The organism is Pseudarthrobacter xylosi, assembly GCF_055412765.1.
This window is the reverse complement of record NZ_JBVAYT010000005.1, coordinates 313,948-329,727: the sequence shown is the minus strand read 5'-3', so window position 1 is coordinate 329,727 and position 15,780 is coordinate 313,948. Positions and strand designations below refer to the sequence as shown.

The following is a 15,780-nucleotide window of genomic DNA, read 5'->3' as shown; positions in this document are numbered from 1 at the left end:
GCAACACTGTCGGTGGGTTAGGGCATGATGGAGGAATGCAGGAGCAGCAACCGCCGGGAGCGGAGCCGGACGCCCTTCCCGGCACTCCCATGGGCCGTTTCAGCCGGCCCACACGGGAGTGGTTCTTGGGCGCCTTTGCGGAGCCCACCCCTGCCCAGACCGGCGCGTGGGGCGCCATCTCGTCCGGCTCGCACGCGCTGGTGGTGGCGCCCACCGGGTCAGGTAAGACGCTCGCGGCATTCCTCTGGGCGCTGGACAGGCTGCTCGTCTCGGCGCCGGCCCCCGATCCGGAACTGCCTGGACTCGAGGCTGCTCCGGCCAAGGGGGCTAAGGGAAGACGCCCCCGCCCGCCCAAACGCAAGACCCGGGTCCTGTACATCTCGCCGCTGAAGGCCCTCGGCGTGGACGTGGAACGCAACCTCCGCTCGCCCCTGATCGGGATCACCCAGACGGCCAAGCGGCTTGGACTTCCCGCCCCGCTGATCACAGTGGGGGTCAGGTCCGGTGACACCACGACGGCGGACCGTCGCGCGCTGCTCAGCAACCCACCGGACATCCTCATCACCACCCCGGAATCACTGTTCCTGATGCTCACGTCCAAGGCGCGCGAGACCCTCACCGAGGTGGACACCATCATCGTTGACGAGGTCCATGCCGTCGCTGGAACCAAACGTGGCGCGCATCTGGCGGTCTCCCTGGAACGGCTGGATGCGCTGCTGCCCAAGCCCGCCCAACGGATCGGGCTCTCCGCCACGGTGGAGCCGCGCGAGCTGGTGGCCCAGTTCCTGGCCGGTTCCGCGCCGGTGGAAATCGTGGCCCCGCCGTCGCGGAAAAACTGGGACCTGACCGTCTCCGTGCCTGTGGAGGACATGTCAGATCTCCAGGGTGCCGCGGGCGCCTTCGACTCCGGTCCCGCGTCAGGCCTGCAGCCCCAAGCATCGATCTGGCCCCATGTGGAGGAGAAGATCGTGGACCTGGTGCTGGCCAACCAGTCCACCATCGTTTTCGCCAACTCGCGCCGGCTTGCCGAGCGGCTCACCGCCCGCCTTAACGAGATCTACGCCGAACGGCAGCTGATCGCCGTGGGCGGCGGCTGGGACCCGGCTGACGCAGGTGCCGCAGACTCCGGGTTTCCGCCCGGCGCCCCTGCGTTCACACCTGCCTCGACTCCTGCTTCCACCGCCACGCCGGCCCACATGATGGCGCAGGCCGGCAGCACGGCGGGAGCCGATCCGTTGCTGGCCCGCGCCCACCACGGTTCCGTGTCCAAGGACCAGCGGGCACTCATTGAGGACGACCTCAAGTCCGGCCGCCTGCGCTGCGTCGTGGCCACTTCGTCCCTGGAGCTCGGCATCGACATGGGCGCCGTGGACCTCGTGGTCCAGGTGGAATCACCGCCGTCGGTGGCCAGCGGGCTCCAACGCGTGGGCCGTGCCGGCCACCAGGTGGGCGAAATTTCACAGGGTGTGTTGTTTCCCAAGCACCGCGCAGACCTGGTGCACACGGCCATCACCGTGGAGCGGATGCTCGAAGGAAAGATCGAGCGGCTCTTTGTTCCGGCCAATCCGCTGGACATCCTGGCCCAGCAGACCGTCGCGGCCACCGCCCTGGGCAGCATCGATGTGGAGGAATGGTTCGCCACTGTCCGGCGGTCCGCCCCGTTCGCGTCCCTCCCCCGGTCCGCCTACGAGGCAACCCTTGACCTGCTGGCCGGCCGGTACCCGTCCGATGAATTCGCCGAACTGCGGCCCCGGATCATCTGGGACCGGAACGCCGGCACCATCGAAGGCAGGCCCGGGGCCCAACGGCTGGCCGTGACGTCCGGCGGCACCATCCCGGACCGCGGCCTCTTCGGTGTCTACATCATCGGCACCGAGCTGGAAGGCTCCGGTGCACCGGGCGCTGACGGCAAACCCGCCGCGTCCCCCGCGAAGGGCGGCCGCCGCGTGGGTGAGCTGGATGAGGAGATGGTCTACGAGTCCCGGGTGGGCGACATTTTTGCGCTCGGGGCCACCAGCTGGAAAATCGAAGACATCACCCACGACCGCGTCCTGGTCTCCCCCGCGTTCGGCCAGCCGGGCAAACTCCCCTTCTGGAAAGGGGACTCGCTGGGGCGGCCCGTTGACCTGGGCCGGGCGTTGGGCGCCTTTGTGCGTGAGCTGTCCGCGTCCGACGTCGGCCCTGCCACCGAGCGCTGCAAGGCCAGCGGGCTGGATGAATTCGCCGCGAACAACCTGATCCAGTACCTCAGTGAACAGAAGCTCGCCACCGAGGTGGTCCCCTGCGATACAACACTGGTGGTGGAGCGTTTCCATGACGAGCTGGGCGATTGGCGGGTGATCCTGCACAGCCCGTTCGGGATGCCGGTGCACGCCCCCTGGGCACTCGCCGTCGGGCAGCGCCTGCACCAGCGGTACGGCCTGGACGGGTCGGCCATGGCGGCGGACGACGGCATCGTACTGCGGGTCCCCATGATGGAGGACGAGCCTCCCGGCGCCGAACTCTTCCTGTTTGATCCCGATGAGCTCGAGCAGATTGTCACCGCCGAAGTGGGCGGCAGTGCTCTCTTCGCCTCGCGCTTCCGGGAGTGTGCCGCGCGCGCCCTGCTGCTGCCCCGCCAAACCCCCGGCAAGCGGCAGCCGCTGTGGCAGCAGCGCCAGCGGTCCGCGCAGCTGCTTGATGTCGCGCGGAAGTACCCCACATTTCCCATCGTGCTGGAGACTGTCCGCGAATGCCTCCAGGATGTGTACGACCTTCCGGCTTTGAAGGACATTGCGGCGTCGGTGGAACGCCGCGAACTCAGGATCGTGCAGACCACAACACAGCAGCCATCGCCGTTCGCCAAGTCCCTGCTGTTCGGCTACGTGGCCCAGTTCCTGTACGAAGGGGACTCGCCCCTGGCCGAGCGCCGGGCCGCAGCCCTGGCCCTGGATTCAACGCTCCTGAACGAGCTGCTGGGCCGGGTTGAACTCCGCGAATTGCTCGACGCGAAGGTCATCGACGCCACCGAGCTTGAACTCCAGCGCCTCGCGCCGGACCGCCGGGCCCGCGGCATGGAAGGCGTTGCCGATCTGCTCAGGTTGCTGGGTCCGCTGACCCCGGAAGAAGTCGCCGCACGCCTGGAACCGGTGGTTGAGCCTGTCGAAACCCCGGTGGCGGAGCCCGACCCGCTGGTTGAGGCAGCGCCGGTGATTGAGCCTGCCGAAACCGCGGCGGAGGTCCCGGCGGTTGAACCCGCCGAAACCCCGCATGCCGACACTCCTCTGGCCACGACGCACCTGGCCGCACTGCTGCGGGCCAACCGGGCCATCAAAGTGAACATCGGCGGGGCCGAGCGCTACGCCGCCGTGGAGGATGCCGCCCGGCTCCGTGATGCCATCGGTGTTCCGCTGCCCATGGGCGTTCCCCTGGCCTTCATCGAACCGGTGGCCGATCCCCTGGGTGACCTCGTCTCCCGGTACGCCCGCACGCACGGACCTTTCACCTCGGCGGAAGCCGCGGCCCGCTTGGGGCTTGGCGTCGCCGTGGTCAGCACCGCACTGAAACGGCTCGCCGCGGACGGCCGGGTGGTGGAAGGCGAGTTCCGGCCGCACGCCATCCCACCGGAACAGGTGGCCAGTGACGGGCAACCGGACGAAACAGCGGTTGAGGGAGTCCAAACGGCTCAGCCTCTGCCGGCAGAATCAACGCGGACACACCTTCCCGCCCCCACCACCAGCGAATGGTGCGACGCCGAAGTGCTACGGAAGCTCCGACGTCGTTCGCTCGCAGCATTGCGCGCCGAAGTGGAACCGGTGGACGCCGCCGCGTATGGGCGTTTCCTGCCGGCCTGGCAGCACGTCCGAACGCCCGGGGCCGGGCGCGGGCAGCCGTCCCTGCGGGGGCTGGACGGTATTGTCACCGCTATCGACCAGCTTTCCGGCGTGCCGGTACCTGCTTCGGCGTGGGAGCCGCTGGTCCTGGCCAGCCGGGTTTCCAACTACCAGCCCGCCATGCTCGACGAGCTTATGGCCGCTGGCGAGCTCCTCTGGTCCGGGGTCGGATCACTGCCTGGAAACGACGGCTGGGTCAGCCTCCACTTGGCCGATTCCGCCGAACTGACACTGAACCCCGCCGTCGAATATGAACCCGGGGACGCGCAGCAGCGCCTGCTCGACCACCTGAGGAACAACGGCGGCGGTTATTTCTTCCGCCAGCTGAAGGACGTGGCCGGGGGCATGGACTCAGTGCTCAGCGACCAGGAAGTGGTGTCCGCACTGTGGGATCTGGCCTGGGCGGGCCGCATCACCGGCGACACCTTCGCCCCGGTCCGCGCCCTCATCGCCGGCGGCCATACGGCGCACCGCCAAGTGGCCCGCTCGCCCCGCGCCCGTGCCCCCAGGCTGAGCAGGCTGGGCCGTTCGCACGGCACCGGCCTGCTGGGCTCTCCCGGGGTGGGCTCCCCTGGATTGGGCTCCCCTGCGCTGGGTGCTGGACGGTACGGCTCGTTGTCAGGCACGGCGGCAACGCCCCCGCTGGCCGCAGGGCGTTGGTCGGCCCTGCCCTCGCCCGAACTCGACGCCACCATCCATGCCCGTGCCACGGCTGAACTGTTGCTGGACCGGTATGGCGTAGTGACCCGGGGATCGGTCATGGCGGAGCAGATCCTGGGCGGGTTCGGCCTGATGTACAAGGTCCTGGCCCGGCTGGAAGAGGCCGGACGCTGCCGCCGCGGGTACTTCATCGAGCACCTTGGGGCCGCACAGTTCGCCGTCCCCGCAACAGTGGACCGGCTGCGCTCCTATTCCGAGGACACCCAGCTGGCCAAGCCCGAGCCAATGGCACTGGCCCTTGCAGCCACGGATCCCGCCAACCCCTATGGCGCGGCGCTGCCCTGGCCGGCACTCAACGTGGAGGCCGGGACGGGGCACCGGCCTGGGCGGAAAGCCGGCGCACTGGTGGTTATGGTGGACGGCGCCCTGGTCCTCTACGTGGAACGGGGAGGAAAAACACTGCTGGCCTTCAGCGAGGACGCGGCCGTGCTGTCCGCCGCCGGCGCGGCGTTGGTGGGTGTGGTCACCCGGGGCGCGGTGGACAAGCTGATCATGGAGAAAGTCAACGGCCACGGCATCCTGGACACACCGGTTGCAGCGGCTCTCGCCGCCGCCGGGGCCTACTCCACACCCAAGGGATTGAGGATCCGTGCCTGAGGGTGACTCCGTCTGGCGGGCCGCCCGCCAGCTGCACGAGGCCTTGGCGGGGCAGACGCTCACGGCGTCGGACTTCCGCGTGCCAAGATTCGCCACGCTTAACCTGGCCGGCTGGACCGTGGCGGAGGTGGTCCCGCGCGGCAAGCACCTCCTGATGCGCGTGGTGGGACCGGACGGGAATGGACCGGAGGAGCGGAAACTCACTATCCACTCACACCTGAAAATGGAAGGCACCTGGCAGGTCTATCCGCCCGGCGGACGCTGGCGGAAGCCGGGATTCACCGCCCGGTGCGTCCTGCGCACACCGGTGGCAGACGCCGTCGGATTTTCCCTGGGCATCGTGGAAGTGGTTCGCACCGCGGACGAGGACACCATCGTGGGTCACTTGGGCCCGGACCTGCTGGGTCCGGACTGGGACCTGGCCGAAGCCGAGCAGCGGATCCGCGCGGCGCCTGACGTACCCATCGGCGTCGCCCTGCTGGACCAGCGCAACCTGGCGGGCATCGGCAACATCTACCGCTGCGAGGCCTGCTTCCTGTCCGGTGTGCACCCAGCGAGTCCCGTCTCAGCCGTCCCCGATCTCAGGACCCTGATGACGGATGCCAAGCAGCTGCTCGAAGCCAACCTTGGCCCGGGACGCCGGGTGACCATCCTTAATCCGCGAGGCATGCCCGTCGGGCGGATGGCGGGCCGTCCGGGCTACTGGGTTTACCGGCGGGAACACCAGCCGTGCCTAAAATGCCGGACCCCCATCCGCCGCGGCGTGCTGGGCAAACCCAACGGCGAAGAGGAACGGGACGTCTACTTCTGCCCGCAGTGCCAGCCGGTCCTGCCGTAGGGGTCGTGTCCTGGGAGGTCCTAGGAAGTCCTGGCCCCGGGTTCGACGGCGACCGGCTCTCCAGCGTCCGAGTCCCCACCGTCCAAGTCGGCATCATCCAGCCCTGCACCATCTGAGTCGGCAGTGCCCGGTTCGAGGACGGCAGGTTCGGACGGAAGCGCTGCGGGCACCATGAAGCGCGGGAGCAGCAGCTGCACCAGCGGCCCGATGGCTAGTGCGTAGACCACCGTGCCCACGCCCACGGAACCGCCCAGCAGCCAGCCCACTCCCAACACCACAACTTCGATCAGGGTGCGCGAGACCCGCACGGACCAGCCGGTGCGCCGAGCCAGCCCGGTCATCAGGCCGTCCCTGGCACCCGGACCGAACCGCGCGCCGATGTAGCACGCGGACGCGATGCCGTTCAGCAGCACGGCGCCTGCAAGCATGCCGATCTGGCCGCCCAGATGCGAGAACGCCGGGATTAAAGCCAGCCCGATGTCTGCGAAGACGCCCACCAGTATGGCGTTGCAGAGCGTGCCGAACCCTGGCCACTGCCGGAGCGGGATCCAGAGCAGCAGCACCAGGAAACTCACAATGATGACCACCACGCCGATGCTCAGCCCGGTCCTCCCGGCCACTCCCTGATGGAACACATCCCACGGATCCAGTCCGAGTCCGGCACGGATGAACATGGCCAGGGAGATGCCGTACATGGCGAGGCCGATAAAGAGCTGGAGGAGTCTGCGGGTCAACATAACGACAACCCTGCCAGATAACTGGCATTGAATTACATAGCCAGTCTGAGATACTGGCCTCATGTCCCCTTCGCTGAACCCATCCGCGCTGGCCCGTCTCCTGGGCGAGTGGAACCTCGGTGTCGCGCCCGCGTACCGCGAACTGGCCGACGTCGTCCGCCTCCTGGTCCTGGACGGACGGGTGGCCCTGGACACGGCACTGCCCAGCGAGCGGGCACTTGCTGAGGCACTGGGCGTCAGCCGCACCACCGTGACAGCTGCCTACGGGCACCTTCGCGGGCAGGGTTTCCTCAGCAGCGGGCAAGGCAGCCGGGGCCGGACCCGGATTCCGCGCCTGACGCCGTTGGGTACCACTGCGCCCACGGGCCCGGTCCTTACAACCGCGGGGCAAACGCCCGGAACCACATCTCCCGGGCTCGCGGCACCGGAGGGGCTGATCGACCTCGCCTACGCATCGCTGCCGGCCAGCGGCGAGGTGGTCCATCGTGCGTTCGCGGCCGCCCTCACCGAACTTCCCGCGCTCCTGCCGGGCTTCGGCTACGACGCCATCGGCCTGCTCCCCCTGCGCGAGGCGGTGGCGGCACGCTATACGGCCGCCGGCGTGTCCACCACTGCCGAACAGATCCTGGTGACCTCGGGCGCCCAGCACGCCCTGAACATCATCATCCGAGCCGTCGCGGGGCGCCAGGACAAGGTGCTCGTGGAACACCCCAGCTACCCGAACGCCCTCGATGCCATCCGCGCGGCCGGTTGCCGGCCCATCCCGGTGGCATTCACCACAGCCCGCGACGCCACCACGGACACGGCCGACGGCGGTCTGCCCCCCTTGGCCTGGGACATGCACGCACTGCAGTCCGCCTTGACACAACAGCGTCCCCGGATGGCCTACATGGTGCCGGACTTCCACAACCCCACAGGGCAACTGATGCCCGACGTCCAGCGCCGCCAGCTGGTCCGGGCGGCCGCAGCGGCCGGGACGGTCCTGGTGGTGGATGAGACCCTCCGCGAGCTGAACCTCGACGGCGCCGAAACCAGTCCCGTGGCAGCCTTCAGTCCCGCCGTGGTCACCATCGGCTCGCTCAGCAAATCCCACTGGGCCGGCCTTCGGACGGGCTGGATCCGCGCGTCCGAAGCCATGATCCAGCGGTTCGCGGCGGCCCGGACGTCCCTGGATCTGGGCGGACCACTTATGGAACAGCTGGCGGCAGCCCACCTGGTCCGCGCCCTCGACGAGCCGCTTCCCGCACGGCTCAGCGCCCTCCGGGACAACCGCGCCGCACTTCTGGAGCTCCTTGCCGGACACCTCCCGGAATGGGAAACAGGACATCCGGCCGGCGGCCTGTCCGTCTGGTGCAGGCTGCCCGCACCGGTAAGCACTGCACTGACCGTCATCGCTCCGGATTTTGGCATCCGGCTGGCTGCAGGTCCGCGGTTCGGCATCGGCGGCGCCTTCGAACGCTACCTCCGGGTGCCCTTCACTCTGCCGCCGGACCAACTCGAAACCGCTGTCCTCGCACTGCGGTCGGCCCAGGACAGGCTCGACGCCGCCCCGCAGCTACGCCGGACCCTGAAGGACGCGCCTGCCCTGGCCATCGCGTGAAGCGCGGGCGCTTTCGGGATCAAACGCCGCCGGCTTCCCGGCCGGCGGCCCGGCCCATCCGCTGCTTGGCCGTATTGGTCCCGGCCCCGACCGGAACATGCGCCGTCGCCTTGGCCAGCCCGAACTCCGGCATCCCGTTGTAGACAACCTCGATCCCGTCGGCCGGCACCTGGTACGTCTCGTGCCAGACGCCGACGTCGCCAGTCCCGGAGAGTTCCTTCATAAATCGACGCCACGGCTCCAGGTGAGGGGACTCCCGGTCCGCGGCGAACTTCCGCAGGTGCTCGGGGCTCTCCCAGTAGCTGAGCAGGATAGTGGTGCGCCCGAACCACTGCTCAAATCCGAGCATTCCTGCTTCGGGGTCGGCGGCCAAGTGCTGGAGCATCCGCGGCATGGCGGCAGCCACCTTGCCGACGGTCCCGACCTTCCACCACCGGTTCGCCCGCATGCCGATCAGGAAGACCGTCACTGATTCGCGGCCCGGGTCAGCGGTGTATCGGCCCGGAAATACCTTCTGCGCCATGGGAACTCCTCAGGTTGCCAGCTTCATAACCTTGTTTCATAACACTGTTACGAAACAAGGTTATGAAACAATGGGCTCCATGGCAAGACCCGTAGTGCATAACGATTCCCTCAGGCAGGACCTGCTGGCCGTCACGGCTGACCTGGTGGACCGCGACGGCCCCGCCCGCGTGAACCTGCGCGATGTGGCAGCGGCAGCCCGAACGTCCACCACGGCCGTCTACTCACTGTTCGGCGGAAAATCCCAGCTCCTGACCGCCGTCGTGGACGACGGGTTCCGGTCATTCCGCGACTCACAGATGGCCGCAGCCCCGGGCGGCCTTCGGGAACTCGGCGTGGCCTACCGCACCTGGGCGCTGGAACATCGAGCGCTCTACCGGCTAATGTTCGGTGGCGCGCTGGCTGCCTACATCGATTGCCAGCCCAGCCCGGACGTTGCGGCCGATGCCATGGTGCCCCTGATTGAAACAGTGGCTTCCGCCCAGTCCGCGGGCACTGTTCTGCAGGCGCCCGCCGAAATGGTCGCCGTTGCAATCTGGGGCCAGGTCCACGGCCTGGTGAGCCTGGAACTGGCGCAGGTTGGCCCGCCGGACGCGGACTGGGCCGGGGTTTACGGCTCAGCCCTGGACGCCGTCGCCCGCGGCTGGGCCGCCTGAGGCCGCCACACGTCCCCCTGCGCGCAGACCTTTCGAGGCGCTAATCCGCCCGTGACACGCAAAATACCTGACGCGGGCGAAATTCCCTCTCTGTCAGCCTGTTGTGAGACACATTGTCTTGACGATAGGTGGGTAGGAATGACGAAGTCGACGGGGAAGGTCCCGCTGCGCACACTCGAGGAGAAGCTTGCGATTCTTGAGAGGTATGAGGCTGCCGCGCGTGGCCAAAAAGGTGCGGTGTTGCGTGAGTCTGGGGTTTCGGCGAATGCGATCGGGAACTGGGCATATGCTCGGGATCATGATGAGTTTGCCGCGACTCCCACTGGTAAGAAGTCCTCGCGGTCTGGAGCAATGACGCCGAAGCGCCGAGATCGTGCGGTTGCGCCGGGAGTTGGCCAAGGCCCAAGCGGACCAGGAAATCCTCAAGGCTGCATTGGAGTCTGCGGGAAAAGCGCACGCGCTCTTGGAGAAGCTTGCCGAGAGCGCGGAGCCGGTCCCGTTGCAGACGCTATCCGAGAAAGAGCAGTCGAAGGACTCGTCTCCGACGGATTGACCGTGGTGGCCGCGTGCCGGCTGATGGGAATCTCCAGGGCCACGCGATACCGCCACTGCGCTCCGCCACCGTTGAGGAAAGCGCCGGTCCCGCAGAAGGAACGCCCTCAGCCGGCGACCCTCACGGATCAGGAGCGTACTCGTATCGAGGCGTTCCTGATCGATGAGGAGTACGCCGATCTGAGCGTGTCCCAAGTGTTCTACCGCGCCCTGGACCAGGGCGTCTATATTGCCTCGGAGTCGTCCTGGCACCGTCTGGCAAGGGCAAGGAAACTCAACGGTGACCGCCGGGCCTTGGCCACCCACAAGCCATCGACGATCCCGGAGCTGTGCGCATCCCGTCCGAACCAGGTGTGGTCATGGGACATCACCGTGTTGCGCTCCGTTGACCGCGGCCGCAACTTCCGCCTGTACGTCATCTTGGATGTGTTCAGCCGCTACGTCGTGGGATGGAGACTTGAGCCCAGCGAAGGGACGCTCGAAGCCATCGATATGATCACCGATGCCCTCGCCCGCGAACAAGCCAAACCTGAGGTCCTGCACGCTGATCGGGGTTCGGCCATGACCAGCACGGACATGAACAGGTTCCTGACCAAAGTAGGGATAATCCAGTCACATTCCAGGCCCCGGGTCTCGAACGACAATCCGTTCTCGGAAGCACAGTTCAAGACGATGAAGTACGTCCTTGACTACCCGCGGCAGTTCGCCGACATAGAGCACGCCCGGGACTGGACCGCCGGCTTCATCAACAGCTACAACAACGAACACCGGCACTCCGGGATCGGCTACTACACCCCAGAATCAGTGCACGACGGAACCTGGCCGGTGCTGCAAAAGCGGCGCCAAGCAGCCCTGGACGCGGCTTGGGCCGCACACCCACACCGGCATCACCAACGCCCCCAGGCCCACACAATCCACACCGAAAGCTGGATCAACAACCCGCAGAAACGAGCCAACAGAATCGCGAGACTGTCTCAAGGAGGTTGACAAGTTCCGAATTTCCACCGCGTCAGGTATTTTGCGAGTCGATTAGTGTTTTGCCAGTTGAGAACGCAGCCGGCCCCAGGAACCTCTACGCGTAGACCTTTTCGAGGAAGCCACCCCAGGCCTCGGCGGTCGCTGAAGAGTCCCCCGTGCCGCTGAAATCGTGGACCGTCATACCCACCGGAGCACCAAAGGCATTGCGGCCGAAGAACCGGTACAGCGCATCCGAGGTCCGCAGACCCAGGAAATGCTCGTTGGAGAAGTCCACTTCCCCGGACAGCCGCCCCACGCCGTCGAGCTCCAGCTCAACAGCGGAACCCTGCGCGGCGGAGTCCACGCCCATCGCCTTCTTCAGGCGTTCAAAACCGTCCGGGGTCTGCGAGGCCGCGGGTGACTGGATGTCCGTGAACACCACCGGCTTGCCATCGAAATGCTGCAGGTACTGGCCCAGGGTGTGCAGGTAGAACTCGGTGTGCTTGCTGGCGCCGTCGTACTGCTCGTCCCAGTTGTCGGCGAATATCCCGCTGTGCACGTAGTGCAGCCGGGCGCGGCCGCCGTCGAGGGGTTCCAGGACGTGTTCCAGCTGGTTGAACCAGCCATCGGGGCCGTCCATCCGGGAGACGAGATGGGTTGGGCGCTCCTGCACGGTCTTGACGTCCGGCCACTGGTCCGTGGGGAACATCCACGCCGGCGTTCCACTGGTCACGGCTTCCCAGACGCGCTCGGGCGTGCCGGGCAGTTCGGTGTCGTAGACGATCTCAAATTCACGGTTGTCAGTCATTGTCCTGTTCCTTCGCTGAAAGGGTTTTGATGGGGGTTTTGAAAACGGGATGAAGGGCGACGACGAGCCGGTGCTTCCGCGCGCCACTCGCGGGAGTGCCGCTCGGCCCGGCGACCGTGCCGCCGTCGTGATATTTGTCCACCAGGCGGGTCACGGCAACGCCGAGCTCCTCGGCAAACGCGGCCCTGTCCGCTGCGCTGCGGAAGGTGATTTCGCCGTCGATCGCGAATGTGGCCAGCTTCTGCTTGGCCGCTGCGGCACCGGCGATCAGCTTGCCCACCTCCTGAACCATTCGACCGGCGAGCGCCAGCAGCCAGAAGGCCGAGAAGCGGTCCGAGAACCGGTGCGGATCCGGCGCCACAGACGCGAGGGCCACCGGCGAAATCAGGTATGAGGCCGCCGTTGCCTGGAGGACGCGCTCGGTGACGTTCCCCTTGCGCCGCTCCTCCACGAGTTCCACCAGCCCGTGCCGCTCAAGGGCCTTGAGGTGGTAGTTGACCTTCTGCCGCGGCAGGCCCACCTTTGCGGCAAGCTGCGTGGCCGACCCCGGTTCGGAGAGCTCCTGGAGAATGCGCGTCCGGATCGGGTCCAGCGACGCTTCCGCCGCGGCCGGGTCCTCGATCACTTCGATGTCCAACATGTGTCCATCATGCCAACCGACAACTTTTATTGTCAAGAACTTTTTATCCGTCGGTCGCGGGACCGTTCCGGCGACATGTCCGCCCGGACACTGGCGCTCCGATACGACGGTTCCCTGCAGACCAGGTGGCGCTGAACGTCGAGTGGGCAGGGAACCGTCTAAACGGGCGCACGCGATAGACCCGGGCGCAGGGCGGAGCCGCAGGAGCCGGCAAAGTAGAATGGACCCGTGATGCAATCCCCCCTCCCCGTGCGCGACGGCGTCAATGCCACCCGCCTGCGCCTTCCGGACGAGGGGCCGTGGACCACCGCGATGGACTACATGATGCACCGCTGGGGCCACATCGATCCGCAGGGCATCGAGGACAGGTTCGACGCCGGCGAGATCGTGGGCGAGGGCGGCGTCGCCTTGGACCGGGCCACTCGGCTCGAGGACCACACCTTCATCTGGTACTACCGCTCATTGCCGCCGGAGACCCGCATCCCGGTGGAAATCAGCATCCTGCACCAGGACGACCACCTCCTCGTGGTGGACAAGCCGCACTTCCTGCCCACCACCCCCGGCGGCACCTACATCCAGGAATCGGCCCTGGTCCGGCTCCGGAACCAACTCAACCTCCCGGACCTGATCCCCATGCACCGCCTGGACCGGATGACCGCCGGCGTGCTGCTGCTGTCCACTAACCCGGAAACCCGCGGAAATTACCAGGTGCTCTTCGAGAAGCGGCAGGTGCAGAAGGAATACGAGTGCGTGTCCGCCGCGGAACCCGCCGCCGGCCACTCCGCCGTCAACTTCCCCGTGGTGGTCCGGAACCGGATGACCAAATCCCGCAGCTACCTGCTGGCCGAAGTCATCGAGGGCGAGCCGAACGCTGAGACCCGGATCGAACGGTTGGAAACGTTCGACGGCGGCACTTCCGCGGGTGCCGCCGGCACCGGCGGAGCTGGTACCCGAGCCCGGGGCACCGACCCGGGCCAAGGTAGTACGCCGCGCCTGGCACGGTACCGGCTGGAGCCCCACTCCGGAAAGACGCACCAGCTGAGGGTGCACATGGCCTCGCTGGGGCTGGGCATCGTGAATGACGCATTTTACCCGGATCTCCTGGACAAGGCCCCGGACGACTACTCCAAGCCGCTGCAGCTTCTGGCCCGCGGCATCCGTTTTGTGGACCCCATCAGCAAAAAGCCGGTGGAGTACCGCAGCGGGCTGCACCTCAGCGAGGCCGCTCAAACACCGCGCTGATCAAACACGGTCCTGAAGGCCTGCTCCATCTCGGGGCCGAACAGCACCATTTCCACCAACTCGAGCGCGCTGGCCGGATGCGAGGCACCAAACCCCGTGACGGCGTCGTGCGCGGCGTCCGCCACCTGGCGCCCGTTCCAGCCGTAGACGCCCCCGCCCACCGCGGGGAGGGCGATGGAAGCCGCGCCCAGCGAATCCGCGAGCCGCAGGCTTTCGCTGAAGCAGGAGACCAGCAGTGCCGGGTTGGTCTGTCCGGCGTGCCGGTTGGGACCTACGGTGTGGATGACCCAGCGCGCCGGGAGCCGGAATCCGGGAGTGGCGACGGCGGCCCCCTGCGCCAGTCCGTGCGGCAAGACCGTTTCGCGGAGTTCGCGGCAGGCCGCCAGCAGTTCCGGCCCGGCAGCGCGATGGATGGCCCCGTCCACGCCGCCGCCGCCCAGAAGCGAGGAGTTGGCCGCGTTCACGATCGCGTCAACGGTGCGGGTGGTGATATCGCCTTGGAGGATGGTGATCCGCATGCCGCCAGTTTCCCACCGGGACCTTCTGGATGACAGGCCGGAGCAGGAATATCCTGTGAGAGGGGCTCGCGCAAAGGTGAGGACCATCGTGGACACATTCATCGAAATCCCCGGAGACCGTACAGCGGCCAAGTTTGCCTACGCGGCCGCGGGCATAGGCGCAGTGGGCGTGGCCACACTGGGCGCCATGTTCGCCATCGAGGTGCCAAAGAACGGCCCCTATGTCTTCGGCACCATCAACGATGCCACCGGCGGCGTCTTCCAGCTGGTGATCATCCCGGTGATCGTCCAGGTCCACCGGCGCGTGCGCCGCACACCCGGCTCCGAGGCAGCCAAATGGCTGGTGATCGCGGCCAGCGCCGCAGGTTCGGCAAGCTCGTTCCTCCTCGTTGCGAAGAAGCTCGATTTCAATGTGTCTACCGGCATCTCGGTGGGGGCAATGGTGGTCCAGGCCGGCTGGTTCCTGCTCGCCCACCGGGCGCTGCTCAAGTCGGGCGGCTATCCACAGGATCTCGCGAAGCTGGGACAGTTCATCGGAGGCGCCTTGGTGGTGGCGCTGCCCTTGGCGGCACTAACGGCTCTGGAACCGGCGCCGGCCTGGATCCGCTGGGGCATCGGCGGGGCCGGAATCGCCGTGGGCGCCACCGCGTGGGTCGCGTGGCCGTACTGGTACTTCCTCGCGGCGCGGCACCTCAGCCACGTTTCCAGGAAAGTTACCGGGGAGGATCGCGGAGGAGCCCCGCGGCCGCGCCGCCGGAAGATCGGCGCCGGCTACTGAGGCACTCACTGAAAACCACCGCCTGGTAAGTCTGTGCCGCCGGCCAGCCCTGGCCGTGCTGCCGCGCAAAAGTGCGGTACTTTGTGGCCATGGACTTTGGCGACGCCGACAGCTGGGGGGCGGCGATCTACTTCTGGATCATCCCCGTGGTCCTCGGCGATGCCATCTTCCCGCCCATCCCGTCAGAGATGGTGGTGATCACCGGCGGCGCACTCTCGGCCGACGGCCGGGCCAACGTCTTCCTGGTGGGGGCACTGTCCGCGGTGGCGTCCTGGGTCGGCGACATGGTGGTGTTCCAGCTCTTCAAACGCCGGCTGAGCCACATTCTGGACCGGTGGCGCTGGGGCCGGAAGGTCCATACCGGCATCCATGCGGCCATCGCCAAGGCCGGCCGCTCCTCCACCTACGGGACCATCATCGGCGCCCGCTTCATCCCCGGCGGGCGGCTGGCGACGTCGGCCGCTTCCGGCGTCGCCGACGTCTCCGCCCGGGGTTTCAGCCTGTGCGCCGGCCTCGGCGCGGTCCTCTGGGCCAGCTGGCTGGTGGGCCTGGGCTACTTCACGGGATCGGCAACCAAGCTGCCGTTCTGGGCCAGTTCGCTGATCGGTGTGGTGCTGGGCCTGGTGATCGGCGTCGTCGTCGGCATCATTGTCACCCGCCGGCGTGGCACCCGCTCACCCGTGGACGAGCCCGCCCCCGGCGAGTGAGCGTGTCGCCGGTGGGTGAGCCTGTCGAAATCGGGT

At 67.4% G+C, this 15,780-nt stretch carries 13 protein-coding genes; 8 read left to right on the top strand and 5 right to left on the bottom strand.

Annotated features, from left to right (window positions below):
* Positions 1-35: 35 nt before the first annotated feature.
* Together ACZY1F_RS13600 and ACZY1F_RS13595 are read left to right on the top strand one after the other, a co-directional pair.
* The gene (locus ACZY1F_RS13600) at positions 36-5,189 is read left to right on the top strand and encodes an Lhr family helicase (protein ID WP_463942191.1); all 5,154 of its coding nucleotides are present in this window, start codon (positions 36-38) and stop codon (positions 5,187-5,189) included.
* Positions 5,182-6,027 carry an Fpg/Nei family DNA glycosylase gene (locus ACZY1F_RS13595; protein ID WP_463942190.1) on the top strand — a complete coding sequence of 282 codons (846 nt, stop codon included), beginning with the start codon at positions 5,182-5,184 and terminating at the stop codon, positions 6,025-6,027. The genes ACZY1F_RS13600 and ACZY1F_RS13595 overlap by 8 nt, the downstream gene beginning before the upstream one ends.
* Positions 6,028-6,047: 20 nt before the next feature.
* Here ACZY1F_RS13595 and yczE read toward each other — a convergent pair whose 3' ends face one another.
* Positions 6,048-6,764, bottom strand: coding sequence for a membrane protein YczE (yczE, locus tag ACZY1F_RS13590; RefSeq protein ID WP_463942188.1), 717 nt, complete (start codon positions 6,762-6,764; stop codon positions 6,048-6,050).
* 61 nt (positions 6,765-6,825) lie between these two features.
* On the opposite strand from yczE, the gene yczR reads away from it, so the two are divergent.
* Complete coding sequence (gene yczR, locus ACZY1F_RS13585) at positions 6,826-8,364, top strand: MocR-like transcription factor YczR (RefSeq protein ID WP_463942187.1); 1,539 nt, start codon at positions 6,826-6,828, stop codon at positions 8,362-8,364.
* 19 nt (positions 8,365-8,383) lie between these two features.
* Here the strand turns inward: yczR and ACZY1F_RS13580 are convergent, their stop codons facing one another.
* The gene (locus ACZY1F_RS13580; protein WP_463942185.1) at positions 8,384-8,887 is read right to left on the bottom strand and encodes a DUF4188 domain-containing protein; all 504 of its coding nucleotides are present in this window, start codon (positions 8,885-8,887) and stop codon (positions 8,384-8,386) included.
* A 79-nt stretch (positions 8,888-8,966) separates the two neighbouring features.
* Here ACZY1F_RS13580 and ACZY1F_RS13575 point away from each other — a divergent pair, with 79 nt between their 5' ends.
* Entirely contained in the window at positions 8,967-9,542 is a 576-nt protein-coding gene (locus ACZY1F_RS13575) for a TetR-like C-terminal domain-containing protein (RefSeq protein ID WP_463942184.1), read from the top strand.
* 555 nt (positions 9,543-10,097) lie between these two features.
* The gene (locus ACZY1F_RS13570) at positions 10,098-11,081 is read left to right on the top strand and encodes an IS3 family transposase (RefSeq protein WP_463942182.1); all 984 of its coding nucleotides are present in this window, start codon (positions 10,098-10,100) and stop codon (positions 11,079-11,081) included.
* Positions 11,082-11,166: 85 nt separating this feature from the next.
* Here the strand turns inward: ACZY1F_RS13570 and ACZY1F_RS13565 are convergent, their stop codons facing one another.
* Both ACZY1F_RS13565 and ACZY1F_RS13560 read right to left on the bottom strand, forming a co-directional pair.
* Positions 11,167-11,859 (bottom strand): SRPBCC family protein, encoded by a 693-nt coding sequence (locus ACZY1F_RS13565; protein WP_463942180.1) that lies wholly within the window; start codon positions 11,857-11,859, stop codon positions 11,167-11,169.
* A complete protein-coding gene (locus ACZY1F_RS13560) occupies positions 11,852-12,499 on the bottom strand; it encodes a helix-turn-helix domain-containing protein (protein WP_463942178.1) in 648 nt (215 codons plus the stop codon). The genes ACZY1F_RS13565 and ACZY1F_RS13560 overlap by 8 nt, the downstream gene beginning before the upstream one ends.
* Before the next feature lie 231 nt (positions 12,500-12,730).
* Between ACZY1F_RS13560 and ACZY1F_RS13555 the strand changes: the two genes are divergently transcribed.
* Entirely contained in the window at positions 12,731-13,741 is a 1,011-nt protein-coding gene (locus ACZY1F_RS13555) for an RluA family pseudouridine synthase (protein WP_463942271.1), read from the top strand.
* Here ACZY1F_RS13555 and ACZY1F_RS13550 read toward each other — a convergent pair.
* Positions 13,726-14,259, bottom strand: a complete 534-nt coding sequence (locus tag ACZY1F_RS13550) for an O-acetyl-ADP-ribose deacetylase (protein WP_463942176.1) — start codon at positions 14,257-14,259, stop codon at positions 13,726-13,728. The genes ACZY1F_RS13555 and ACZY1F_RS13550 overlap by 16 nt on opposite strands.
* An 88-nt stretch (positions 14,260-14,347) precedes the next feature.
* On the opposite strand from ACZY1F_RS13550, the gene ACZY1F_RS13545 reads away from it, so the two are divergent.
* Complete coding sequence (locus tag ACZY1F_RS13545) at positions 14,348-15,037, top strand: hypothetical protein (protein ID WP_463942175.1); 690 nt, start codon at positions 14,348-14,350, stop codon at positions 15,035-15,037.
* An 89-nt stretch (positions 15,038-15,126) separates the two neighbouring features.
* Positions 15,127-15,744, top strand: coding sequence for a DedA family protein (locus ACZY1F_RS13540; RefSeq protein WP_463942173.1), 618 nt, complete (start codon positions 15,127-15,129; stop codon positions 15,742-15,744).
* Positions 15,745-15,780: the final 36 nt, after the last annotated feature.